Raw genomic sequence first — 22,363 nt, 5'->3', positions numbered from 1 at the left:
CTAACCTGAACTCGGGATAATAGATATGAGAAAACCAATTAAATCAATGCACTGTGTGAAAAAGGCATACAGTACTGTATTTTTTGTGTAGTTCAAGGCGAGTTCGTGTATGTAATAGCGAATTCAACGCAGAAATATGCAAAAAGCACAGTGCTGTATCATGTAGCTTATCCCGAGTTCAGGTTAACTTGTTACCACGCTTACTGTTGATGAGGTAAACGGCCATGAGAGCGAGTATTGCGCCGACTAACACCGGTGGCGAGAGTGGCTCAGAAAAGTACCATGCCGATAGCCCCATTGCCGATGCGGGAACCACAAAGATAAATGAGCTAGAGCGGTTAGAACCTAATTGCTGATTTGCTAAAAAGAACACACTGGTTGCGACACTCACAACAATCACAGACAAAAACAACATATGCTGCCAATAAAAAGTCGAATACTGAGTCACACTACGAAGCGGAGAATAGTCAAATGCAAAACCATAGCTCACAAGCGTGGCACTGGCATACATCAACGTACTAAACAGTAAAAAATCTGCAAAACGAGTACCTTGCTGGCTCACCAAGGTTAAAATAGCCCAAGTAAACGAGGCCATAATAAAATAGGCGTTGCCTGTGGCGATAAGCTGCTGGTAGTTGAACTGCCAAATTTCAATCATACACAACCCACCAGCAAGACCGAGCGCTAAGCCGAGCGCCTGTCGCTTTTTGATGGTTTGCTTAAACACTAAAATGGTCAACAAAAAGGTCAATACCGGATTGGTAGTGGTAACCAGCATGCCTCCTTTGCCCGGCAAACCATCATGTAACCCTAAAAAGAACAATTGGTTGTACAGCGCTAAGATAATGCCTGCTGGTACTGACCACAGTAATGCTTTACGTGAGAACCTTAAGCGCACTAACTTAAAATGATTAACCAGCCAAAGGATGGGGATCATACCCAACGTCGCCATGCCTAGCCGATAAAAGACTGTTACGGGGGCAGGTGCAAGGTCAGCAATATATTTACCAGAGATCCAGCTGGCACCCCATATCAACATTGCCGTTACTAGCATCAAAATGATGGGAGAATCTGAGGGACGTTCCGCCTGAATTGATGTGTTCATACTGCTCCTTAAAGGTGAAAAGCGCACGCTTTTTAACAATGTGTTGTACAGACTAATCTGCGTTAAGAAAACGTTTTTTATTACCTATTCCATTAAAGATTATCGTTATTGCACCTTGAGCTCATTAAATGCCTCACAATTGCCCGCAACAAAAGCGCTGGGTGATGACTGGTACTTTGCATCTGATATCAACTCTTTTAACGCAATAAAGCTACTACGAATATTTTTTAACGCGGTTTTGTTCGCCAACCAATGCGGTATTGCACCATTTGGGTCAGCATAAATATGGTGCTCGATATTAAGTCCCAGCTCGGTTTGCGTCAGCAACCAATAGCCACGCACGGGCTCAACCCGTATCGCTTTGCTTTTTGGACCTTCAAGCGAGCTATTAACAATATCTAATCGGAACTGGGTATCGCTCAGTTGCGATAAACACGAATGCGTGACCATATCTCGGTTACTAACGGGCCATGGAGAATCAAAATAAGTGTACACTACAGCTTGTGCTAAATTTGGTCGGGCTAACACCTCAACGTAAGATACACTGCTTAGCCATTGTGGTGTCGATTTTGTGTCATTCATGATATTGAGTAATGAATCAACACTGCCCCCCGCATAAAAGGCATTCACTTTTACATAGTTAATGCCGCTTTCATGGGGCATAAAGGCTATTTTTAAGTCATCACTTTTATGCCAAATTCGCCATTGTGTGGCTGAGCAAGAGAAAGTGCTCATTGCAATTGTCACGATTACAATGAGCTTTAACATTTCAAATTAGCGCCAGTATGGAAAGCTTTTAAAAGACACGCTGCGACTTTGCTCCATCGCATCCACCAAGAAGTCAGCCTTTTTCTCAAGCCAAACTTGAATATCTTCCAGACTTTCTGACTCCTGCCCTTGGCATAATTGCATCAAATACGACAAGGTGTCCAACTCGTAAATACCATATACGATGTCAATCCACGGCGTTCTAAACTCTTGTCTCGCCTCTTTGTCGTACAATTCACCCAAACAGTTACCATTGAGTAATGTATTCTCTAATCGGGCTCGAAGGTGCAAGTAATCGGCTTTGGTCAGTACCTTTCCTTCAGGAAGCAAGTCATGCAATTCCTGCCAATCTCGGTCAAATAATTCTCTAGCTACATCGCTTAGTGGCATTTGAGCCCCATTGAGCGCTGTTTGATCCCAGTTTTGACGCCACCCTTTGTCCAACAACCAACGCGTTAAAGATAAAATCAAACGGTTATAGCGGGCACAATGGAATAAATCTTCGATGTCTGTGGCAGTCGGCTGAACTTCTTTCAGGTCATCTATGACCTGAGCCAACTCAGGGGCATTACTGATTTTCTTGTAATAAGCATGGCGCTTGGAGGTATAGGTTTTCAGGTGAATGGCATTTTCAACCCACTCAAGCTCACTGAGAAGCCATTTGAGTTCACTGCGCAAGTGCTCTGTCGACGACTTATCGACGATAGCACTGAACAATCTAAAGCTGTGACGAATTAAGGTAATGCCATCAATCACGCGCTTAAGCGTTTTTAGGCTCGGCTTATCGAAGTAGCACTGTTCATGTTTTTGCACAAACTGAATGCAATAATTAATGGTGGCAATAAATGCCTGCTCTTGCGTCGTACCATGTTCTAAAGGCACAAAACCAATGAACTTGTTGGGCTTAAGTGGATTATTATCTGCCAAACGATAGCCCCGAGCCGCTTTTGAATACAACCCCAAGCGCATCCCAGATAAATTAATCAAATGATCTGCCAATAAAAACAGATCATTGCGCTGCCCTTCTACCAACTCAATTTCGAGTTCTGAAATCGCTTCTACTTGACCTTGAGCAACGATTTCACCTTTGTCCAAAACGACTTCTATCTTGCTACCTTGCTCTGTCTCTATGAGCCAAGTGCGACGGATGAAATTAGTACTGAAGATCGGGAATAAATTTTCATTAATAACATCTACTTGCATACCATGTGGCCAAATACCCACATCGAATGCAAGCAAGTTAGGACGGCCAGAGTCTAACGGTAGATTATATTCTGGGCGCTGGTGCAACCCTCCCACAACTTCTCCCGCCAACTTGATGGTTTGCTCACATTCTTCATCACAACAGCGTGTACGTAAGCCAATATCTAAGGCGCGTAGCTCTCGGCTAGGTGTGTCGAAATATGCATTTTGAAGGTTCTTTGCGGGTTTATTAACAACAGTTTTCGCAAACTGCGTGATGAGTCCTGGGATCAGAGGAACTTCATTGTCTGAAAGTAAAAACTTCAGTTCTATTTCAGTGTCCATTTGGGCAAGTTAATACCTATATAGTTATTGAACGCTCAAAATATACAATGATAGGCTTGTTTGCAAACTTTTTACCGCAAGTTCAGTGAAGTTTCATCGCCGACTTGCTATTAACGAGTTAAATCCATACTATTTCTACAAACTATCAAAAACTTGGGTCTACCTATGTTAAACAGAATTGTTTTACCAACGCTGCTGGTATTATGCTCACATTTGGCTATCGCAGAAGTCGCAGAGACAGATGAAACACGCTCAACGGTCGAAGAGACAACGACAACTGCACCTATCCAAGCCGGTGATGCCGCCTACATTGTCGATAACTTGTTTATTTATATACATTCAGGCCCAGGGAAAAACTACCGAATTCTAGGTTCAGTAGACGCGGGTACGGCTATTTCAGTTATTTCTAATGAACAGAACGACTTTGTGCAAATTGTCGATGACAAAGGCCGTGAAGCTTGGGTTGAATCAAAGTTTGTATCTAGAGAGCCGGGATTAAGCCAACAGCTAACCCAAGCTAAAGAAGCTTTGGAAAATAGCCAAAGCGAAATTAATTCTTTACGCGATGAATTACCGACCCTACAGCAGGCCAATAACGATTTAAGAGCTGAAAACCAACGTCTTCAACAAAGCATTACCGAGTTACAAACAGCGTTGACGCAAGAGAAGCAAGCCAATATCAACAAAAAGCAAAAAGCGCAGCATTTACTGCTGTCATACGGAGCCGCCATCGCACTGGTGGGTTTACTGTTTGGCGTTATACTCACGTTATTGCTGTCACGTCGCAAACGTTACGATGGCTGGTAATAGCCGCATAAAAAAGGTCGCTGATTGCGACCTTTTTTATTACAAGTTCAGCACCTCTACACCCATATCAGATTTGATATGTTCTATCACCATATAAGTGTGATTGGTGCCAACACCTGGAATTTCGACAATTTGACCTAGTACTTCACGATACTGACGCATATCCTGTACACGAATTTTCAACAAATAATCAAACCCGCCCGCCACCATATCGCAAGAGACCACATTAGGTAGATCTGCAATGTGCTGTTTAAACGTATCAAACACAGATTCTGTGGAACTTTTTAACGTGATCTCAACGTGAGCCACCAGATGTTGCCCCAGCTTCATCGGGTTCAATCTTGCGGTATAACCCTCTATATATCCCTCTGACTCAAGTTTTTTCACTCTGTCCAGACATGGACTGGGGCTTAAATTAACCGCTTTGGCTAAATTTACGTTCGATATTCGGCCATTTTTCTGTAAGACATCTAAAATAGCTAAATCAATGCGATCAAGTACGCGAGTTTTGATTGAAGTAGTCATTCAGCATTTTATTCTGTGAGAGTTAATAATCTCCCGCTAATTTACCGTAATCGGAAAAAATAAGACAGCATATACTGCTGTATTTTGGATAGAATGGCCGCGAAAACTGATATACAACACAATGCGTGATGGCGATATTTTAAACACTGAAATCATTATGATATGGTGCACTCAACACACTGCATTAAATTTGTCGTAATTAAAAAGGCCATGGGCCTGCTGCACTACACCAAGGGTGCAGGCGCTAATTACATGTATTTTTGACTCTACACTATTGAGGGTTGCTTATGCTTTATAACGGCGATTTGACAACTAGCTGTCCTATCCGACAAAAAATCCGTGACTTCTACCGTATTGATGAAAATGAAGTTATCGATCATATTTTGCCACTTGCTGAGGTAGGCGTTACAGCTCGAAGCCGAGCATGGGAGCGTGCACGTCAACTGGTTTTAAACATTCGTAAAGACCAAGACGGCCAAAATGGCGTTGATGCGCTATTGAACGAGTTCTCACTTTCTACCGAAGAAGGTGTGGTACTGATGTGCTTGGCGGAAGCGTTATTACGAGTGCCAGACAAGGAAACTCAAGATAACCTGATCCGCGATAAGTTAGCCAAAGGTGACTGGAGTTCTCATTTAGGTAGCAGTGATTCTTTATTCGTAAATGCCTCAAGCTGGGGCCTGTTAGTTACTGGTAAAATGGTTAACTACACAGATAAGAACAAAGAACAACAGTTCGGCGTATTGAAAAAAACCATTGGCCGCTTAGGCGAGCCTGTGATCCGCAAGTCTGTAAACTTTGCGATGAAGATCATGGGTAAGCAGTTCGTAATGGGTCAAGATATTGATGAAGCTATCGAACGTGCTGCTGAAAAAGAGCAAAAAGGCTACGTATATTCATACGATATGCTAGGTGAAGGCGCGCGTACAATGGCTGATGCCGATCGTTACTTCAAAAGCTACATGAACGCCATCCATGCAATTGGTAAAGCAGCAAATGGCCGAGGCCCAATTAAAAGCCCTGGTATCTCAGTTAAGCTATCTGCGATTCATCCTCGTTACGAGTTTAGTCACCGTGAGCGTGTGATGAGCGAAATCGTGCCAAAACTCAAAGAACTGGCATTGGCTGCAAAACAGTATGATATTGGTTTTACCGTTGATGCTGAAGAAGCAGACCGTCTAGATATTTCTCTGGATATCATTGAAGCCGTATTTTCTGACGATGAACTAGGCGATTGGCAAGGGTTTGGTCTGGCAGTTCAAGCATATCAAAAGCGCGCTATTTTCGTTGTTGAATGGTTAGCGGATCTTGCTCGTCGAGTAGGCCGTCGTTTAATGGTACGTCTAGTTAAAGGCGCATACTGGGATACCGAAATCAAAACCACGCAACAAGATGGTTTAAACCATTTCCCTGTGTTTACTCGTAAAGCAACTACGGATGTATCGTACAAAGCATGTGCCATTAAATTACTTGAAGCACGTGATGTGCTCTTCCCGCAGTTTGCAACACATAACGCCTACACCGCAGCAACGATATTAGAGGTTGCTAAGGGCGATAATCAAGGCTTTGAATTCCAGCGTCTGCACGGTATGGGTGAGTCTTTATTCGATCAGATCGTTGAAAATGATAAAATTCAGTGTCGTGTCTATGCGCCAGTTGGTCAACACGAAGACTTGCTAGCCTACCTCGTACGTCGATTACTAGAAAATGGCGCGAACTCGTCATTCGTCAATGCCATTGTTGATACCTCTAAACCAGTTGAATCACTACTGCCAGATCCTGTTGAAACGCTGCAAGGTCTTCGTAATAAGTTCAACAAGCAGATCAAGCTACCAATCGAGTTATATGGTGACGAGCGACCTAACTCAAAAGGCTTGGACTTGACTGATATCAATGTGCTTACGCCATTCAAAGAAAACCTTGATACTTGGCTCAACGAGCACCTTATCGACGAAAGCACAGTAAAAGAAGGTTACTTAGCAGTTCGCAACCCAGCCAACCACAAAGAAGTGGTCGGTCAGGTACGCGTACACCAAAGTGATGACATGAGAGCTATGGTGGAAAATGCCGACAAAGCATTTGCAGATTGGTCACAAACACCAGTAAAAGAGCGTGCAGATTTATTACGTCGTGTCGCTGACATTCTGGAGCGTCACCATGATGAGCTGGTTGCTATCTGTATCAAAGAAGCAGGTAAAGTAGCACAAGATAGTATCGATGAAGTACGTGAAGCCGTTGATTTCTGTCGCTACTACGCAGCTCGCGCGGAAGAGCTGGCGCAAGATGAACGTTTTGAAGCACGTGGTGTGATCTTGTGTATCAGCCCTTGGAACTTCCCACTGGCTATCTTCTTAGGTCAGGTTGCAGCTGCAATCGTCACTGGTAACACCGTAATTGCCAAGCCAGCTGAGCAAACTAGCTATGTCGCACTACGTTGTATCGAGCTAATGCACACGGTAGGTTTACCTGAGCATGTAGTGCAACCTGTTGTTGCGCGTGGTAGCGAAGTTGGTAAGCATATCCTACCCGATGAGCGTATTCAGGCGGTGATGTTCACCGGTTCCACTGAGACGGGTACGTTAATTTCGCAAATTCTTGCTGAACGTAATGATATTCAAGTGCCTTTGATTGCTGAAACGGGCGGTCAGAACTGTATGATAGTGGACTCAACGGCACTGCCTGAGCAAGTAGTTGATGATGTGATTTCATCAGGTTTCCAAAGTGCGGGCCAACGTTGTTCTGCACTGCGCGTATTGTTCATACAAGATGATGTGGCCGATGGCATTATTACGATGTTAAAAGGTGCACTGCAAGAACTACATGTTGGCGACCCGTCTTTACTGTCGACTGACGTAGGTCCGGTAATCGATGAAAAAGCGCTGAATACCCTAACAGCACACGTTGAATACTTAAAGAGCAACGGTAAATTGTTGTTTGAATCTAAGATCCCAGATAACAGTGAAAATGGTGCTTACTTCTTTGCACCACGTTTATACGAAATTGCTGATTTATCCGTGCTTAAGCGTGAAGTATTTGGTCCAATCGTTCATATCGTACGCTACAAAGCAAACGATTTAGACAAGGTCATTGACCAGATCAACAACACAGGTTACGGCTTAACCATGGGCGTTCACTCTCGTATTGAAGAGCGTTGCCAGTATTTAGCTAAAATGTCTCGCGCGGGCAACGTGTATGTTAACCGCAACATGATCGGTGCCATTGTCGGTGTGCAACCGTTCGGTGGCCGTGGTTTATCTGGTACAGGTCCAAAAGCAGGTGGTCCTAATTACTTGTATCGTTTGGTGAAAGAGAAAGCCTCACCAGAGAACGTGCAAATGACTAACTTAACATCTGATGAACTTGAGACCCATGATTTCCCTGGCGCTGCAGAGCAGGTTGACTTACTGATGAGTAACTCGCTGCGTGATGAGAAGATTTGGCGCAACACCGCACTAAATGACCGTGTATCCGCTGTTCGTCAGTTGCTTGCTAAGATAGCAACTGTTGAGATCATCGATGAGTTGGCTGACGACTTAGCAAAAACGCTCGCTGATGCTCGTGCGCAGTTGAATAGACTCGAAAAACGTATGCGTACATTTACAACATTGCCGGGTCCAACGGGTGAATCAAATACCCTACACCTTGAGCCACGCGGTTGTGTGGTATGTTATGCGGATAAGAGTACCTCGTTTAACTTCTGGGCGATTTCTATTATCACAGCACTTGCTGCGGGTAACACAGTAATTACCGTGGCATCAGAGCTGTTCTACGAAGAAGCACAAGCATTTAGAGACAAGTTTATCTCGACAGGTATTGCCGAAGGGGTATTCCAAGTTGCTAAGCCAAACCAGTTACAGGCTATTTTGGCACACCCACATCTTTCAGGTGCGGTCGTTGCAGCTCGCTCTTCGCGTTTAGGTTACTTCAGTCAGCAACTCGCTGCACGCTCAGGTGCAATTCTGCCTGTGATCAGTGCTGAGTACTATGACACGCTAATCAATCGCCTTGTTACTGAAAAGACAATCAGTATTGATACCACTGCTTCTGGTGGTAATACCTCACTGATGACCTTGGTTGAAGACGAAGAATAAATCTCTTATCAACAATGAAAAAGCCAGCACGTATGCTGGCTTTTTTTTCCTTCGCGATACTGTGACTTAATAGATCTCTTTCCTAAAATCTCATCATAATTTGTTCTTACTTGGCTTTTATTTGAAGGATTCTTTGCTAACCTTAAATTACCTGTCACTTGTAAGATAAAACCGTGAAAACCATAGATATCAGTGAGTTAAAACCAGGGATGTTCGTAGTTGGCGTGACCAAGCAGACTGGTCATGTAAAAGTTAAGAACCAAGGCTGGGTGAAAACACAAGATGGTATCCAACACCTACTCAAGTCGGGTGTGATGGCAGTAGAAATAGACCCCGATAAGACACTCAGCGCAAGCCAAGAAGCAAGCTCTCAAGCTGAAGAGTCAGTAAGTGGTGAGCCTGAACAAGTTTTAGCTCCTCAAAAAGCAGCTCAAAAGGCCCGTGACCCTTGGCATAAATCTACCTCAATAGAGAGTGAGCTGGACAAAGCAAATGAACTCTACCAACAGGCTAAAGCCCTACAGCAAAAAACTTTCTCTGATTTAAAAGAAGGCAAGCAGCTAGATTTATCACCGTTTCAGGATACCGCAAGTGGTTTGATTGATTCGGTATTTAGAAACCAAGACGCGTTGGCATGTATTGCACAAATCAAAGAAAAAGACGCGTATCTGTTAGAGCACTCAATCAATGTGGCGATTTTAGTCAGTATCTTAGCCAAACACCTTTCATTTGAGAGAGACATTATTGAACAAGTCACTACGGGGGCATTGCTACATGACATCGGGAAAATTCAGGTGCCAGATGAGATTCTACATAAACCAGGTGCACTGAGCCCTGATGAATATGAACAGATGAAACTACATGCCCACTATAGTTATGAGATTGTTTCCGGTGCCAAGTTGGGTAAAATCGCAACTGAAATTGCAGGATTTCATCACGAGCGTTTAGATGGCAGCGGCTACCCATTTGCAAAAGCAGCCGACGAGCTTTCTCAGTATGCACGTATGGTCGCAATCGTCGACAGCTATGATGCCATCACCGCGGATCGCGTTTATAAAACGGGTAAAACTCCCGTCGCCGCATTTAAAATCTTGCGCGAGCATGTTCCCCACCACTATGATGAATCGCTTTTCAATGCTTTTATTCAGTGTATTGGCGTATTTCCTGTGGGCACGTTGGTTAAGTTAAAGAGTCAACGCGTTGGAATCATTAGCCAAAGTAACCCGGAGACACCGCTACAACCTGTGGTGAAGGTTTTTTATCACGCCAAGAACATGCACTATACTGAGGTGCGAGATATAGACCTATCCAGTAAACGGGTTGAAGATGAGATTGAAGCTGCTATTAAACCTGAGGAGTTCAGCCTCAATCTAATGAAGTTCTTTAAACATTCAATGCTGCCATAACACCTATGGCAGCCAATCTTGCATTGCTTTCATGCTGAATTCATAACCATCAAAGTTAAACAAGGCCTGCTCTGGCGTGATCTCTAGCAACTTGAGAGCCCCGATGTTATCTCCTTCATATAACTCCCGATTGTTTAGCTTAATCCAGCGCTTTTCTGGGTCCGTTGCGTAAATATGAGCCTGATAACGCAATGTTGGCAGTGACTGCTGCAATGCGTCTGGTAACAATTCAACAGGTGTTGCCCGTGCAGAGTCTTTACTGCTGGCGGTAACGTTATGTGGCTGGGCATTTTCTGTGTCAGCTACCGCTTGCGCGAACGCCTCTTGCAACTCTTTTGATACGCCAGCCAACTCAGGGTCTTGAGTGGCTTGCTCTAGTGGTTGGTTCAGTGGTTTACCCAACACTCTATATTGACTGAGATCCTCCGTCGCACCTTGTACTGTTGACGGCGCTTGCACTGAAGCCTGCGACTGTGGCCAAGCCTGTGGCGCTGCTTGCTGTGGTGGCGCATTGACTACCTGTTGGTTCATCACGGGCACTAATTGCTGCCTATATACAGGTTGACCGCTGGCATCCACTCCTATTTGCACCGACATCCATTGATATTGCACCTGTGGGTTCATAACCGCGTTATTTACCATCGCAGGAGTCACAGGTTGTGCTTGCACAGGTAAAGCGGTATTAACCGTTACCGGTTGTGATGAGGGTATTTGGGGGGTTGCAGCCGTCACGGGAGCATTGGCAACATCCCTTTGAGCAGCCTCACTTTTACCTTCACTTGGTTTCTCAGCGCTTTGCTCAACCTTGGCGAGTTCCGGCTCAGCTGGTTGTGCCAGCGAGGATTGCAGGTAGTGTCCACTTAGGTAGCCTACAAAAGCAAAGCCACCGACAAGCACCACCGCTGATAAGCCTAGTATCATGGTGCGATAGAGTTTAAGTTGTTTTTGGTGCTGGTAAGCTAAATGATCCTGCTCACTATGCCCTGCTTGCTGTGATTGCTTTAATGCATTAACTAAATACGACATAACTCACCAATTAAAAAATGAATGAAAGGACAAAACCAAGCGCAAAGCTCGCGAACGCAGCTGATGACAACCACCAAACTTTAGGCTGGACTGGTCTGGACTTTTCAGGTACTAAATTAAGAGGCAACGCTTCTTTGGCCGCCTGCATCGCAATCTTTTTATCCACCACTTGCTGCTGCGCCGAGTAAGCGCCCAACAAACACCTATCAGCAAGCAAGTTCAAAAGTCTAGGGATCCCAGCGGTCACTTTATGCATATACGCAATCGCATCATGATCAAAAATCATGGTTTGACTGCCAGCCTTTTGTAGTCGGTGTTGGATATACGCATACACTTGTGACTGAGTTAACGGCAGTAAGTGATAGCGAGCGGTGATCCTTTGTGCCAACTGGCGCAACTCATTACGCTGCAACAGGTGTTGCAGCTCGGGCTGGCCTACCAACACAATTTGCAGCAACTTTTTATGGTCAGTTTCTAAGTTAGTCAACAAACGTAGTTGCTCTAAAACCTCAGCAGCAAGGTGCTGTGCCTCATCAATGATCAACATGGTGTGACCACCAAGAGCATGGTTCTCAAGTAGTCTGGCCTTAATTAAATCAGTCAACACTTTCAAGCTTGCTTGCTCAGCCGGATAGTCGATTTTCAACTCGTCACAAATACTGGCGAGCAGCTCTATCTCCGACAGCGCCGGGTTTAAAATAAATGCTACCTGAGTTGTTTCTGGTAACTGTGCTAGCATACTACGAGTTACGGTGGTTTTTCCTGTGCCCACTTCACCCGTTAACAATACAAAGCCCCCTGCATCCCCCAAGCCGTATGTTAAATGTGCGAGTGCCTCTTTGTGTCTATCACTTAGAAATAAATATTCAGGATTAGGTGCAATGGAAAACGGTTTTTCGCTTAGTCCAAAATAGCGTAAATACACGATGCGTCTCTTTATTGTTATGATGGTGCCTATAATGGCAAAAAAACACGGTAAGTTAAAACCCTGTTTCTTATTTTGCGTAATTTGTTTATTTGAGGCTAAGATGCAAGTGTATTTAGTTGGCGGCGCTGTACGTGATGAATTACTACAACGTCCTATTACAGAAAGAGATTATGTGGTGGTTGGCGCCACGCCTGAGCAAATGCTGGCGCTTGGCTATAGCCAAGTCGGAAAAGACTTCCCCGTTTTTTTACATCCAAAAACCAAAGAAGAATATGCACTAGCCAGAACGGAACGTAAACAAGGTCAAGGCTATGGTGGGTTTATTTGTGATTTTTCGCCTTCCATCACACTTGAGCAAGACTTATACCGTCGAGATTTAACCGTCAATGCAATCGCCAAAGATGAGCAAGGCAATTTAATTGACCCTTACGGTGGGCAGCAAGATATAGCCAACCGTGTCTTGCGCCATGTCAGCGAGGCATTTAGTGAAGACCCCCTTCGCGTGCTACGGGTCGCCCGTTTTGGGGCTCGATACCACTACCTTAGGTTTAGTATCGCACCTGAAACCCAACAGCTAATGGCAAAAATGGTGGCAAACCAAGAGCTGGCAACACTTACCAAAGAGCGTGTTTGGATGGAGATTGAAAAAAGTCTAAGTGATGGCCAAATTGATGTGTTTAGTAATATCTTACACGAGCTAGGTGCGCTGACCTTAATCATGCCAATGCTCACTTACTGGAACCAAAAACATGCTAGGCAATTAGCAAGCGCCATCCAATCTCTTGACGACACTTTGCTAAACTACAAGCTTATTCAATTTAGCCTGTGGCTTGCGCCAAGTTCACTAGATGCGTTGCAGGGAATTGAACAACAACTAAAGATCCCTAATAAATACGCGCAAAGTGCACGAGATTACTGTCAACATCAATCACTGTTGTCACACAATCAAGTTACAACACAAACTGCACTGGCTATGTTTAATCGGTTAGACATTTGGCGTCGCCCCGAACGTTTTGAGCTGTTATGCCAAGTTGCCAAAGCAGACAAGCAGATAAACAACCAAGTGATCGATACACTAAAACAAGCGGCTCAAGCTGCACTGGCCGTTGCGCCGCAAAGTATCATCGAACAAGGATTTAAGGGAGCAGAAATAAAGCATCAATTAGCATTAGCTAGAGAAGAGGCTATTGCATTGGCATTAAAATAAAAAAGCCCGCATCGTTTGATGCGGGCCCGGTTAAACGATAGGTATTACCAGAGCAAGAAAGCAAACAATGCGCCACCGAGCAATAACCGGTAGATCACAAATGGCATCATTCCCATGCGTTCAATGACTTTTAAGAAAAAGTGAATACATGCGTAGGCAGTAATAAATGACAATACTGACCCGAGCACAATCGCATTCCAGTTAATAATTTCTTCACCGCTTGAAAGCTTATATACGTAATATGACCCCGCAGCTGCTATCACAGGGATAGACATTAAAAATGAAAAGCGTGCTGCGCTTTGTTTATTTAGTCCAAGCAACAAGCCGACAGTCATGGTGATCCCAGAACGTGAAGTGCCAGGAAATATCATCGCAACCACCTGAGATAGTCCAATCAGTAACGCGCTGAGCCAATTAAGTTGATAGATGGTCTTAATTTGCTTTGCGCTTTTATCCGCATACCATAGCAGTAAACCAAACACCACCGTAGTAGTGGCAATGATCCAGGCATTGCGTGAGTATATCTCAACAAAGTCTTTCACTAAGTAGCCAATAACTAACGATGGAATGGTCGCAAGCAAAATCCACCACCCTAGTTGACTATCATCACTTTTCCCCTGCGTACCAAAGGAGCTAAACCATGCACCCAGAATGTCTGTAACTTCTTTACGAAAATAAATCACGACTGCCAGTAACGTTCCCACGTGTACCGCCACATCAAAAGCGGTTCCTTGGTCAGCCCAGCCTAAGATCTGCGATGGCAAAATAAGATGCGCAGAACTCGATATAGGTAAAAACTCGGTTAATCCTTGAACTAACGCCAAAACGATAATTTCAATAATACTCACGGCAACGAAAACTCCACTTTCCACAATTTTTGATTAGGGTTGTTATAAGCTTGCCAAATATCGGCAATACTTCTTTGACACACGGGATGAATATGTTCCGGCGCAATTTCAAAGAGCGGCAACAACACAAAGGCATTTTTGGTTATTTCATCTCTAGGCAATTGGGCTGGCTGCTCACAAATCACATCATCATAAAATAGTAAATCTAGGTCTAAAGTTCGTGGGCTAAACTTTTTATCCTGACGCGTACGACCATTATCCAGCTCAATTTGTTTGAGCAACACGTATACTTGCTCTAAAGAAAGGTCTGTTGAGGCACCAAGCACCGAGTTATAAAAGTTACTGCCGTTAAAACCAACCGCTTCACTTTCGTAAACGCTAGAATGTGTATAGTGAGGAAAGTGCTCTATCAGTGCTATAAGGCCCGCCTTTAAATTATGTTCACGATTTACGTTTGAACCGAGGCTTATATAAATCTGTGCCATAACTAACTTTTCACTCTGGTGATTTCAACACCAACTGTTTTTGCCGCAGGCACCGCTGCAGGTTTACTCACTTTTATTGTTACTTGTTGAGTATTAAATTCGGCCAAGATTATGGCGGCCAGTTGCTCTAACAAAGTTTCTAGTAGCTCTACAGGTTTAGCTGTCGCGTGCTCAATCACCCGCTCACTGACTTTGGCATAATCAAGCGCAAAATTTATGTCATCACTTTGGGCTGCAGCCGAAATGTCGGTCAACATCTCAATATCAAAGTACAAGCTTTGTTTACTTTCCTTCTCAAAGTCGTAAACTCCTATTATAGTTTCGACGTGTAGTTGTGAGATATAGACCTTATCCATTGATACTCCACTGATTGCATAACTGGGTTCTGTGACTACTTATTAAGTTATCCACAGTCGGCATAGAAACGCCGATCATAGCCGAAAACGTCACAAGACAAAATAAGGAAAAACGTGTTAGTTAGTTTAATCTGTCTGTGTGCCTATTTAATTGGTTCTATTTCGTCAGCCGTGTTGGTTTGCCGTATGTTCGGCTTGCCTGATCCTCGCTTTGCAGGGTCACATAATCCTGGCGCAACCAATGTACTGCGGTTGGGTGGTAAGTTGCCTGCTGTGCTGGTATTAGTATTCGACATACTCAAAGGCACAATCCCAGTGTGGGGGGCATATTTCTTACAGATTGAACCTATTTGGCTTGGCGCTGTTGCCGTGGCTGCATGTTTAGGCCACATTTATCCAATATTTTTTCACTTCAATGGTGGTAAGGCAGTTGCAACTGCATTTGGTGCGCTGCTACCAATAGGCTTATCGCTCGGCGGGTTACTTATCGGTACTTGGCTAGTAGTTTTATGGATCACTCGCTACTCATCCTTGGCTGCCATCACAGCCGTGACGCTGGCACCACTGTATACTTGGTGGATTAAACCAATTTACACGTTACCAGTGAGTTTCCTAACCATAGTGATTATCTTCAGACATAGAGAGAATATCAAAAGGCTCCTGCAAGGTAAGGAGCCCAAAGTAGGACAAAAAAAGACCTAAAGCGGTTTTAAACTATCCAATGGCCAACGCGGTTGCGTTTTCATATCAAGCGGTGCATATTGCTTGGCCTTTAAACGCTGCATCCCAGCAAACGCAATCATCGCACCATTGTCAGTACAAAACTCGGTACGTGGGTAATACACCTTCCCCTGCATTCCTTGCATTACACGCTCAAGTTTGTTTCTTAGCTCAATATTAGCACTCACGCCGCCGGCGATAACAAGACGTTTAATGTTTGTCTCTTTTAAGGCTCTTTTACACTTTATGGCCAGTGTATCGATGACTGCTGTTTGAAAAGCATGGGCGATATCCGCTTTAGTTTGCTCATCATCCCCCGCTGAACGAATGGTATTTGCCGCTGCCGTTTTCAAGCCACTGAAACTAAAATCAAGACCCGGTCTGTCGGTCATCGGTCTTGGAAACACAAAGCGTTTTGCAACACCTTGCTGAGCCATTTTAGCCAGTAATGGTCCACCTGGATAATCTAAACCGAGTAGTTTTGCCGTTTTATCAAACGCTTCACCTGCGGCATCATCCACTGACTCACCTAGCACTTCGTATTCACCAATACCTTCAACCTTCACCATCATAGTGTGGCCACCAGATACCAACAGCGCAATAAAGGGAAACTCTGGGCGGTCGTCTTCAAGCATAGGTGCCAACAAGTGACCTTCCATATGGTGAACAGCGACAGCTGGAATATTCCAGCCAAAAGCCAAAGAGCGACCAATTGACGTGCCCACCAATAATGCACCAACTAAGCCTGGTCCCGCTGTATACGCTACACCGTCAAGAGACTCTGGACCACATCCAGCCTGTGCAAAAGCGGCTTCAATCAAGGGAATGGTTTTACGCACATGATCGCGAGATGCCAATTCAGGCACCACGCCACCGTAATCTGCATGGACTTTTACCTGACTGTACAGTTGGTGCGCAAGTAGGCCTTGCTCATCATCATAAATCGCAATACCGGTTTCATCACACGATGATTCTATGCCTAAAATTCGCACACAGATTCTCCCAAGACTTGATTAAAAGGCGAGTATTTTACCTGCTGCTACTTTCGTAGGGCAAGCGAATCCCCTCGAATTTGCGCTTAAATGGCCAAACCTATGTTCGTTTGGCCATCAGCAATAGCGAGTTGTTTAAGCTCTTTGACGTTATCTGAGCCGATACGTCCCATATTCTCAACAAAATCAATAAGCTCAGATAAAACTTCTATCTCGTACTGCATCACAGGATGATCTCGAACTAATTTATTGTCCGGTTCAATGTCTTCGTTAAGCAATATAAACTCAACATAACGAGCAACCGTCGCCTGAGATATCTTAGCGATACTGATAAACTCCTGCTCATCCTTAGCCATCAGACCATGCATTAACCCCAACAATGCGGTTGCCGCATCAATTGCGGGATAAGTACCAAACATATCGAATTCAGCAAGTTCAGGTACATTAGGTTCAACTTTTTCTATCTGCTTTTCGAGACTAATCTTACTTTTCGGTAACAATAGTTTCTCCCAACAGACATTCAGTGCATTTCTCAGGGCTGATTCATCACCAAACCCCGTTGCTTCACTAAATAGTCCATAATTAGGCAACATTCTTTCGATAATAGCCGCTGCTAACACAGCCTGTTGTAAATAGTTAAGTTCTCTGATGCGCTGGAAATTATTCGCTTTGGTCATTTTGTTTTCCACATTGCCAGCAATATTGAAATGCTGGTCCGTTCAATTCTGTACAATGGTTGCAACGCCAGTCTGAGGTAAGTTGCTTTTGCGCGTAGTCTACCAATATTTTTTGTGCTGCGCGTACTTTTATCTCATAAACCATTAAACTCAATTTTGCCTGATCAGCGGGTATTTCACCAATCCCTCCCAGTAAAGGTTCACCATCCACACGAGAGTCAATTCTAGCTTGGCTTAACAAACCTTTTACGATATGCGCTTCAAGCAGGCTATCTGTTGTAAATACGCATCGCCATTTAAAGCTATTATCTGTCATAATTATTACTCAATCTTGATTATTGAAGAGGCTCAAATGACGCTAACCACTCCTGGACTTTTATTTCCTGCGATATCACTACTTTTATTGGCTTACACAAATCGATTTTTAGTTTTGGCACAACTCATCAGGGAGCTAAATGCCCGTGAAGGTGACAGTATCCGCCCATTAGTTCGAGCACAGATTGATAACTTGAGAAGACGCATTAAGTTAATTCGCTTCATGCAAGTATGGGGCGTGGTCGCATTTTTACTGTGTACTCTATCAATGTTTGCACTGTTCATCGATGTCGCGATGACCGGCATCATTCTGTTTGGCACCAGTTTATGCTGCCTCATCGTGTCACTGATTATCTCTTTGTATGAGATACATATTTCGTGTGATGCCATAGAAATAGAATTGCAAAATATCGAGAAAAAGCCAACTTCTTGATTAAGCAGATGCTGACTTTAATGACTATACTGACAAAGTAAACAGTCATTAAAGGGCCAGCGAGTGAGCAGTTTTCTTTTCTCTGATGATTCTATTGAAGAACCAACGACCCCACAATTAAAGTCTGAATACTGGGACATTCTGATTGTTGATGACGAGGAGGATATTCACCAAGTTACAAAACTAGTTCTGTCTGGTTTTGAATTTGAAAAAAAACCATTACGTTTTCACCATGCTTATTCTGCAAAAGAAGCCAAAACAATACTCGAAAAAGAGCAGCTCATTTCGGTAGGTTTGGTAGATGTAGTCATGGAGACCAGCCATGCTGGGCTCGATCTGATAAAATATATTCGTAACGATTTAGCCAATCATGATGTGAGGCTTATTCTACGCACAGGTCAACCTGGGGAAGCACCTGAAGAATCTGTGATCAGAGACTACGATATTAACGACTACAAGAATAAAACTGAGTTAACCGCAGTTAAATTGAAAACGTTACTCTACTCAGCATTACGTGCTCATCGAGACATTCAAACCATTGAAAAACACAAACGAGGATTAGAACAAATAATTAATGCTTCATCCTCTTTTTTGAAATGCAACAGTGTCAGGGAGTTCGCTTCCACTATTTTGGCACATGTGTCTAACGTGATGGGGCTCAGTGATAACGATATTTATTGTGCTGCCGCCATTAATAACCGTAAAGAGTCAGGTTCACACTTCAAGCTATTAGCTGCATCAGGTGAAGGCGTAGAACCAAATTCATCCGTAATACCCGACCATGTTAAAGAGCTATTCATCGAATCTCATAACCTCAAGGCATCTCGATCTACAGAGACGGAATACGTCGGCTACTTTCCTTCCGCTGGTGGCGGTGAAACCATGCTGTATGTTGGCAAAGACTCGCAAATGAAAAGCACTGACAGACAGCTGCTGGAGTTTTTTGCCAACAACATCGCGTTGGCCTACGACAATATTAAATTAAGAGAAACGGTAAAAGATTCACAAAAAGAACTCTCCTATATTCTTGGTGAGGCCGTTGAGCGTCGCTCTAAAGAGACTGGTTCACACGTCAAAAGGGTCGCTCACTACAGTATGCTAATGGCGCAACTGTACGGCTTGTCTGATTATTACGCCGAGATCATCAAGCTCGCTTCGCCACTACACGATATTGGAAAAATCAGCATACCAGATGAAATTTTAAATAAACCAGACAAACTGAACGATGCTGAATGGGAAATTATGAAGACCCACGCTCAGACTGGTTACGAAATTTTACAACATTCTTCTAACGAAATTTTACAATGTGGCGCTACAATAGCGCATCAGCATCATGAAAAGTGGGATGGTTCTGGCTACCCCAGAGGTCTCAAAGGTGAACAAATCGATATTGTTGGCCGTATCACAGCTTTGGCTGATGTGTTTGACGCATTAGGTAGCGATCGATGTTATAAACCTTCATGGCCTTTAGAAAAAGTGTTAGCGCTGATACAATCTGAGAAAGGGAAGCAGTTTGAACCAAAGCTTGTTGATCTGTTTATAAACAACTTAGATCAGTTTATTGCAATTAGAGATAGCTACCCCGATTGACTTTTGTAAGCAGAATGTAAAATTTTCACTTTCAATCTTCCATTACTTGTATTAGTATTAGGAAAATACACAATACCGTTGTGTCACTTGTAGAAATTAAAAGGAATTTCGAATGAGATTTGAACAACTAGAACAGTTTGTCGCTTTAGGTAACTTGCGCCACTTTAGACAAGCTGCTGAACAAACAAAGATTAGTACATCAGCTTTGACTAGAAGCATTCAAACGCTTGAAGATGAAATTGGATGCGAACTTGTTAAGCGTTCAACACGCTCTGTGAGGCTTACAGAACAGGGCGAAATGTTTTTAAGTTACTGTAAAACAACGCTGTCAGAGTTAGAAATGACCAAGAAAACTATCAAACAAAGCCTGTTTGGTAGAGATCAACAGAAGTTGGTCATTGGTTACACCAACGACGCTAGCTCTATTGTACCTATGTCATGTGGTCAGTTCCTTGCTGATTACCCAAACATTAAAATTGAGATGCAGTTGCAAGACGAGCATGAGTTAACCCGTAAGTTGCAGCTTGGGGAAATTGATATTAGTGTCTATTTGCAAAGTGCTAGCAATGTTGTCAGTGATATTTACCTTCCTGACCAACTTATTCTGTTTGTTGCAAAACACCACCCGCTTGCTAGTAAAGACTCACTACGTAAAGAAGAGCTGTACGATTACCCTATGTTCGGCTGTTTTTCACAATCCAAGCAAGTACAAACAATGCTCAATGAAGCTGTTGATGGGCTTAATAAAAGTAGCAGTATGAAGATTGGTAACATTGATCAAGTCATGGATGGCCTAAAACAATCGAATCACTTCGCTATAGCCAGCATTGAGCATGCTAATACTATCGCACAGGATCCAAGTTTAGTGATTTTGAAAACAAATAAGGATATCAACCACGAGCAGTTAGTTGTGCAAACTAACCATCACGTTAACAGAGATGGTCACATCAAACATTTACTTGGTTTGATAGAAAACTCAGCGAAAGCCAAAGCTTGCGCATCAAATATATAAATATTTTCATATTTTTGAAAAAGGATGCTTAAGGCATCCTTTTTTTAAAAATTCTGGTTTATATATAACTCAGCGCGATACCAACAAATATTACCAAACCAACCCGATTGTTGCGCAAAAATGAGTTAAAGCAGTGGTCTCTGTCACGAGTGTGTATGGCTATTTGAAGTTTCACCAATAATGCTACGGCCACAACTAATCCAGCAAAATAGTACCCAGCTAACGACAGCTGCATACCCACATAAGCAAGTAATGACACAAACGCAATATTAAGCAAAGCTATCCAATGCCTATCATAACAACCAAATAAAATAGCCGTTGATTTAACGCCTATTTTTAAATCGTCATCCCTATCCACCATGGCATACATAGTGTCATAGGCCACAGTCCATAAAACGTTTGCTAAAAACAACCACCACGCGTGCACAGGTACAGTATTGTTACTGGCCATAAACGCCATTGGAATTGAAAAGCTATACGCCATTCCCAAAACAACTTGAGGTAAATGGGTGTAGCGTTTCATAAACGGATAACAGGCCGCAAGCACAAGTGCAGCGATAGACAGTAAAATAGTCTGCCAGTTAAGCGTCAGTACCAGCACAAATGCACACAAAATTAGTACGATGAACAAACTTAGCGCTTCACCCGGTTGTACTTCCCCCAAGGCTAATGGTCGATTTGAGGTTCTTTTGACTGCACCGTCTACCTTTCGGTCAGCAAAATCGTTGATCACACAACCAGCGCTGCGCATGATGAAAACACCGCAACTAAATACCAACAATAAATGCATCGGTGGTACACCTGCATTTGCTATCCATAACGCCCAATAAGTTGGCCATAGTAATAACAAAGTGCCTATCGGCCTATCTGTTCTCATCAGCCGAAAATAAGCGGGTAAATGCGACCTACTTAGCAAGTTGAGCTGCATAATTCACCTTAGGTAAAAATACTTCACAGACCATGATCTTGGCCTCTCGGTTGGTAAACACACGACGCCTCGCGTACATGCTTTGTAGAGGTAATTGCAAGTCATTCAATAAAGCGTCGTATCCTGAAAGATTGTTAACGCACGCAACTTCTAATTCTGAGCGCTGCCATGATTCATCTTGAAACAAAACCTCTCCCAAGGGTCGAGATCCGAGTTGACGCACACCTAAATCAGAGGCCTGTGTACTAATCCAGCTTTGCGCATAAACCCGAGCTACATCGTCGCAAACGAGTAGCACCTCACGACATTGTATCTGTCTACATTGCTCACCAAGTAAGTCTTTATGTAAAACATTACTTGCCAACCACTGCTCACGCAACACATCGACTCTAAATTGGTCACTTTGGCTTTTCAGTAATGCAGTTAACGAGCCTTCATTCAAGATCATCGAAGCATCAGGATTAGGCAGGTACGAGCATTCGCGTGCGGAATGCCATTCAAAATCAATGGTAAATGGGGTTATTAACAAAACAATATCTGCTATCAAATAAACTCGCGTATATCATAGCACTCCCCCGCTCTTGGCAAAAGTTCACTGATATTTTAATAGGATATAC

22 protein-coding genes are annotated in these 22,363 nt (G+C 43.5%); 8 read left to right on the top strand and 14 right to left on the bottom strand.

Annotation, left to right across the window (positions count from 1 at the left end):
- Positions 1–178: 178 nt before the first annotated feature.
- The 3 genes from L1070_RS10300 to L1070_RS10290 all read right to left on the bottom strand — a co-directional run bounded on the left by L1070_RS10300 (position 179) and on the right by L1070_RS10290 (position 3,400).
- Positions 179–1,105, bottom strand: a complete 927-nt coding sequence (locus L1070_RS10300; RefSeq protein WP_237125486.1) for a DMT family transporter — start codon at positions 1,103–1,105, stop codon at positions 179–181.
- 105 nt (positions 1,106–1,210) lie between these two features.
- On the bottom strand, positions 1,211–1,873 hold the full coding sequence (locus L1070_RS10295; protein WP_237125485.1) for an START domain-containing protein: 663 nt from the start codon (positions 1,871–1,873) through the stop codon (positions 1,211–1,213).
- Positions 1,874–1,879: 6 nt separating this feature from the next.
- Positions 1,880–3,400, bottom strand: a complete 1,521-nt coding sequence (locus L1070_RS10290; RefSeq protein ID WP_237125484.1) for a CYTH and CHAD domain-containing protein — start codon at positions 3,398–3,400, stop codon at positions 1,880–1,882.
- A gap of 165 nt (positions 3,401–3,565) precedes the next feature.
- Between L1070_RS10290 and L1070_RS10285 the strand changes: the two genes are divergently transcribed.
- Entirely contained in the window at positions 3,566–4,207 is a 642-nt protein-coding gene (locus tag L1070_RS10285; protein WP_237125483.1) for a TIGR04211 family SH3 domain-containing protein, read from the top strand.
- A 39-nt stretch (positions 4,208–4,246) separates the two neighbouring features.
- Here the strand turns inward: L1070_RS10285 and L1070_RS10280 are convergent, their stop codons facing one another.
- Positions 4,247–4,732, bottom strand: coding sequence for a winged helix-turn-helix transcriptional regulator (locus L1070_RS10280; protein ID WP_070983967.1), 486 nt, complete (start codon positions 4,730–4,732; stop codon positions 4,247–4,249).
- A gap of 287 nt (positions 4,733–5,019) precedes the next feature.
- Here L1070_RS10280 and putA point away from each other — a divergent pair, with 287 nt between their 5' ends.
- Together putA and L1070_RS10270 are read left to right on the top strand one after the other, a co-directional pair.
- Positions 5,020–8,823, top strand: a complete 3,804-nt coding sequence (gene putA / locus L1070_RS10275; protein ID WP_237125482.1) for a bifunctional proline dehydrogenase/L-glutamate gamma-semialdehyde dehydrogenase PutA — start codon at positions 5,020–5,022, stop codon at positions 8,821–8,823.
- 173 nt (positions 8,824–8,996) lie between these two features.
- Entirely contained in the window at positions 8,997–10,229 is a 1,233-nt protein-coding gene (locus tag L1070_RS10270) for an HD domain-containing phosphohydrolase (RefSeq protein ID WP_237125481.1), read from the top strand.
- A 3-nt stretch (positions 10,230–10,232) separates the two neighbouring features.
- Here L1070_RS10270 and L1070_RS10265 read toward each other — a convergent pair whose 3' ends face one another.
- Together L1070_RS10265 and L1070_RS10260 are read right to left on the bottom strand one after the other, a co-directional pair.
- Positions 10,233–11,255 (bottom strand): general secretion pathway protein GspB, encoded by a 1,023-nt coding sequence (locus L1070_RS10265; RefSeq protein ID WP_237125480.1) that lies wholly within the window; start codon positions 11,253–11,255, stop codon positions 10,233–10,235.
- A gap of 10 nt (positions 11,256–11,265) precedes the next feature.
- Entirely contained in the window at positions 11,266–12,180 is a 915-nt protein-coding gene (locus L1070_RS10260) for an AAA family ATPase (RefSeq protein WP_070983964.1), read from the bottom strand.
- Between the two features lie 34 nt (positions 12,181–12,214).
- Between L1070_RS10260 and L1070_RS10255 the strand changes: the two genes are divergently transcribed.
- A complete protein-coding gene (locus L1070_RS10255; RefSeq protein ID WP_343221752.1) occupies positions 12,215–13,390 on the top strand; it encodes a tRNA nucleotidyltransferase in 1,176 nt (391 codons plus the stop codon).
- 44 nt (positions 13,391–13,434) lie between these two features.
- Here L1070_RS10255 and L1070_RS10250 read toward each other — a convergent pair whose 3' ends face one another.
- Genes L1070_RS10250 through folB form a run of 3 tightly spaced genes read right to left on the bottom strand, consistent with a single transcriptional unit; the run spans position 13,435 to position 15,079 of the window.
- Positions 13,435–14,238, bottom strand: a complete 804-nt coding sequence (locus L1070_RS10250; protein ID WP_070983963.1) for an undecaprenyl-diphosphate phosphatase — start codon at positions 14,236–14,238, stop codon at positions 13,435–13,437.
- Complete coding sequence (gene folK, locus L1070_RS10245) at positions 14,235–14,723, bottom strand: 2-amino-4-hydroxy-6-hydroxymethyldihydropteridine diphosphokinase (RefSeq protein ID WP_237125479.1); 489 nt, start codon at positions 14,721–14,723, stop codon at positions 14,235–14,237. Before folK ends, L1070_RS10250 begins: the two co-directional genes overlap by 4 nt.
- A 2-nt stretch (positions 14,724–14,725) precedes the next feature.
- Positions 14,726–15,079, bottom strand: coding sequence for a dihydroneopterin aldolase (gene folB, locus L1070_RS10240; protein ID WP_070983961.1), 354 nt, complete (start codon positions 15,077–15,079; stop codon positions 14,726–14,728).
- A gap of 114 nt (positions 15,080–15,193) precedes the next feature.
- Here folB and plsY point away from each other — a divergent pair, with 114 nt between their 5' ends.
- Positions 15,194–15,781, top strand: a complete 588-nt coding sequence (plsY, locus tag L1070_RS10235) for a glycerol-3-phosphate 1-O-acyltransferase PlsY (protein ID WP_139158539.1) — start codon at positions 15,194–15,196, stop codon at positions 15,779–15,781.
- Here plsY and tsaD read toward each other — a convergent pair.
- From tsaD to L1070_RS10220, 3 genes are all read right to left on the bottom strand, one after another.
- Positions 15,778–16,791, bottom strand: a complete 1,014-nt coding sequence (gene tsaD, locus L1070_RS10230; RefSeq protein ID WP_070983960.1) for a tRNA (adenosine(37)-N6)-threonylcarbamoyltransferase complex transferase subunit TsaD — start codon at positions 16,789–16,791, stop codon at positions 15,778–15,780. The genes plsY and tsaD overlap by 4 nt on opposite strands.
- 86 nt (positions 16,792–16,877) lie before the next feature.
- The gene (locus L1070_RS10225) at positions 16,878–17,468 is read right to left on the bottom strand and encodes a YjaG family protein (RefSeq protein WP_070983959.1); all 591 of its coding nucleotides are present in this window, start codon (positions 17,466–17,468) and stop codon (positions 16,878–16,880) included.
- Positions 17,452–17,784 carry a DUF2007 domain-containing protein gene (locus tag L1070_RS10220; protein ID WP_070983958.1) on the bottom strand — a complete coding sequence of 111 codons (333 nt, stop codon included), beginning with the start codon at positions 17,782–17,784 and terminating at the stop codon, positions 17,452–17,454. The genes L1070_RS10225 and L1070_RS10220 overlap by 17 nt, the downstream gene beginning before the upstream one ends.
- 36 nt (positions 17,785–17,820) lie before the next feature.
- Here L1070_RS10220 and L1070_RS10215 point away from each other — a divergent pair, with 36 nt between their 5' ends.
- The 3 genes from L1070_RS10215 to L1070_RS10205 all read left to right on the top strand — a co-directional run bounded on the left by L1070_RS10215 (position 17,821) and on the right by L1070_RS10205 (position 20,818).
- Positions 17,821–18,216: a DUF2721 domain-containing protein gene (locus L1070_RS10215; RefSeq protein WP_070983957.1), complete on the top strand. Its 396-nt coding sequence runs from the start codon at positions 17,821–17,823 to the stop codon at positions 18,214–18,216.
- Between the two features lie 63 nt (positions 18,217–18,279).
- Entirely contained in the window at positions 18,280–19,806 is a 1,527-nt protein-coding gene (locus L1070_RS10210) for a DUF3369 domain-containing protein (RefSeq protein ID WP_070983956.1), read from the top strand.
- A gap of 112 nt (positions 19,807–19,918) precedes the next feature.
- Positions 19,919–20,818 (top strand): LysR family transcriptional regulator, encoded by a 900-nt coding sequence (locus L1070_RS10205; protein WP_070983955.1) that lies wholly within the window; start codon positions 19,919–19,921, stop codon positions 20,816–20,818.
- A 58-nt stretch (positions 20,819–20,876) separates the two neighbouring features.
- On the opposite strand, the gene ubiA is transcribed toward L1070_RS10205, so the two are convergent.
- Positions 20,877–21,746, bottom strand: coding sequence for a 4-hydroxybenzoate octaprenyltransferase (gene ubiA, locus L1070_RS10200; protein WP_237125478.1), 870 nt, complete (start codon positions 21,744–21,746; stop codon positions 20,877–20,879).
- The gene (locus L1070_RS10195) at positions 21,724–22,275 is read right to left on the bottom strand and encodes a chorismate lyase (protein ID WP_237125477.1); all 552 of its coding nucleotides are present in this window, start codon (positions 22,273–22,275) and stop codon (positions 21,724–21,726) included. The genes ubiA and L1070_RS10195 overlap by 23 nt, the downstream gene beginning before the upstream one ends.
- Positions 22,276–22,363 lie beyond the last annotated feature (88 nt).

Source organism: Pseudoalteromonas sp. MMG022, from assembly GCF_021654245.1.
Classification (GTDB): domain Bacteria; phylum Pseudomonadota; class Gammaproteobacteria; order Enterobacterales; family Alteromonadaceae; genus Pseudoalteromonas; species Pseudoalteromonas amylolytica.
Note: the sequence above shows the minus strand (reverse complement) of the source record. Positions and strands in the feature narration are given on the sequence as shown.

Bases quoted from the DNA above. Each gene is read 5' to 3' on its own strand.
- L1070_RS10215 (WP_070983957.1), top strand. From the start codon at position 17,821: ATGACGCTAACCACTCCTGGACTTTTATTTCCTGCGATATCACTACTT.
- L1070_RS10225 (WP_070983959.1), bottom strand. From the start codon at position 17,468: ATGACCAAAGCGAATAATTTCCAGCGCATCAGAGAACTTAACTATTTA.
- L1070_RS10280 (WP_070983967.1), bottom strand. From the start codon at position 4,732: ATGACTACTTCAATCAAAACTCGCGTACTTGATCGCATTGATTTAGCT.
- folB (WP_070983961.1), bottom strand. From the start codon at position 15,079: ATGGATAAGGTCTATATCTCACAACTACACGTCGAAACTATAATAGGA.
- L1070_RS10220 (WP_070983958.1), bottom strand. From the start codon at position 17,784: ATGACAGATAATAGCTTTAAATGGCGATGCGTATTTACAACAGATAGC.
- folK (WP_237125479.1), bottom strand. From the start codon at position 14,723: ATGGCACAGATTTATATAAGCCTCGGTTCAAACGTAAATCGTGAACAT.
- L1070_RS10265 (WP_237125480.1), bottom strand. From the start codon at position 11,255: ATGTCGTATTTAGTTAATGCATTAAAGCAATCACAGCAAGCAGGGCAT.
- L1070_RS10295 (WP_237125485.1), bottom strand. From the start codon at position 1,873: ATGTTAAAGCTCATTGTAATCGTGACAATTGCAATGAGCACTTTCTCT.
- L1070_RS10205 (WP_070983955.1), top strand. From the start codon at position 19,919: ATGAGATTTGAACAACTAGAACAGTTTGTCGCTTTAGGTAACTTGCGC.
- putA (WP_237125482.1), top strand. From the start codon at position 5,020: ATGCTTTATAACGGCGATTTGACAACTAGCTGTCCTATCCGACAAAAA.
- L1070_RS10285 (WP_237125483.1), top strand. From the start codon at position 3,566: ATGTTAAACAGAATTGTTTTACCAACGCTGCTGGTATTATGCTCACAT.
- L1070_RS10255 (WP_343221752.1), top strand. From the start codon at position 12,215: ATGGCAAAAAAACACGGTAAGTTAAAACCCTGTTTCTTATTTTGCGTA.
- L1070_RS10290 (WP_237125484.1), bottom strand. From the start codon at position 3,400: ATGGACACTGAAATAGAACTGAAGTTTTTACTTTCAGACAATGAAGTT.
- L1070_RS10300 (WP_237125486.1), bottom strand. From the start codon at position 1,105: ATGAACACATCAATTCAGGCGGAACGTCCCTCAGATTCTCCCATCATT.
- ubiA (WP_237125478.1), bottom strand. From the start codon at position 21,746: ATGCAGCTCAACTTGCTAAGTAGGTCGCATTTACCCGCTTATTTTCGG.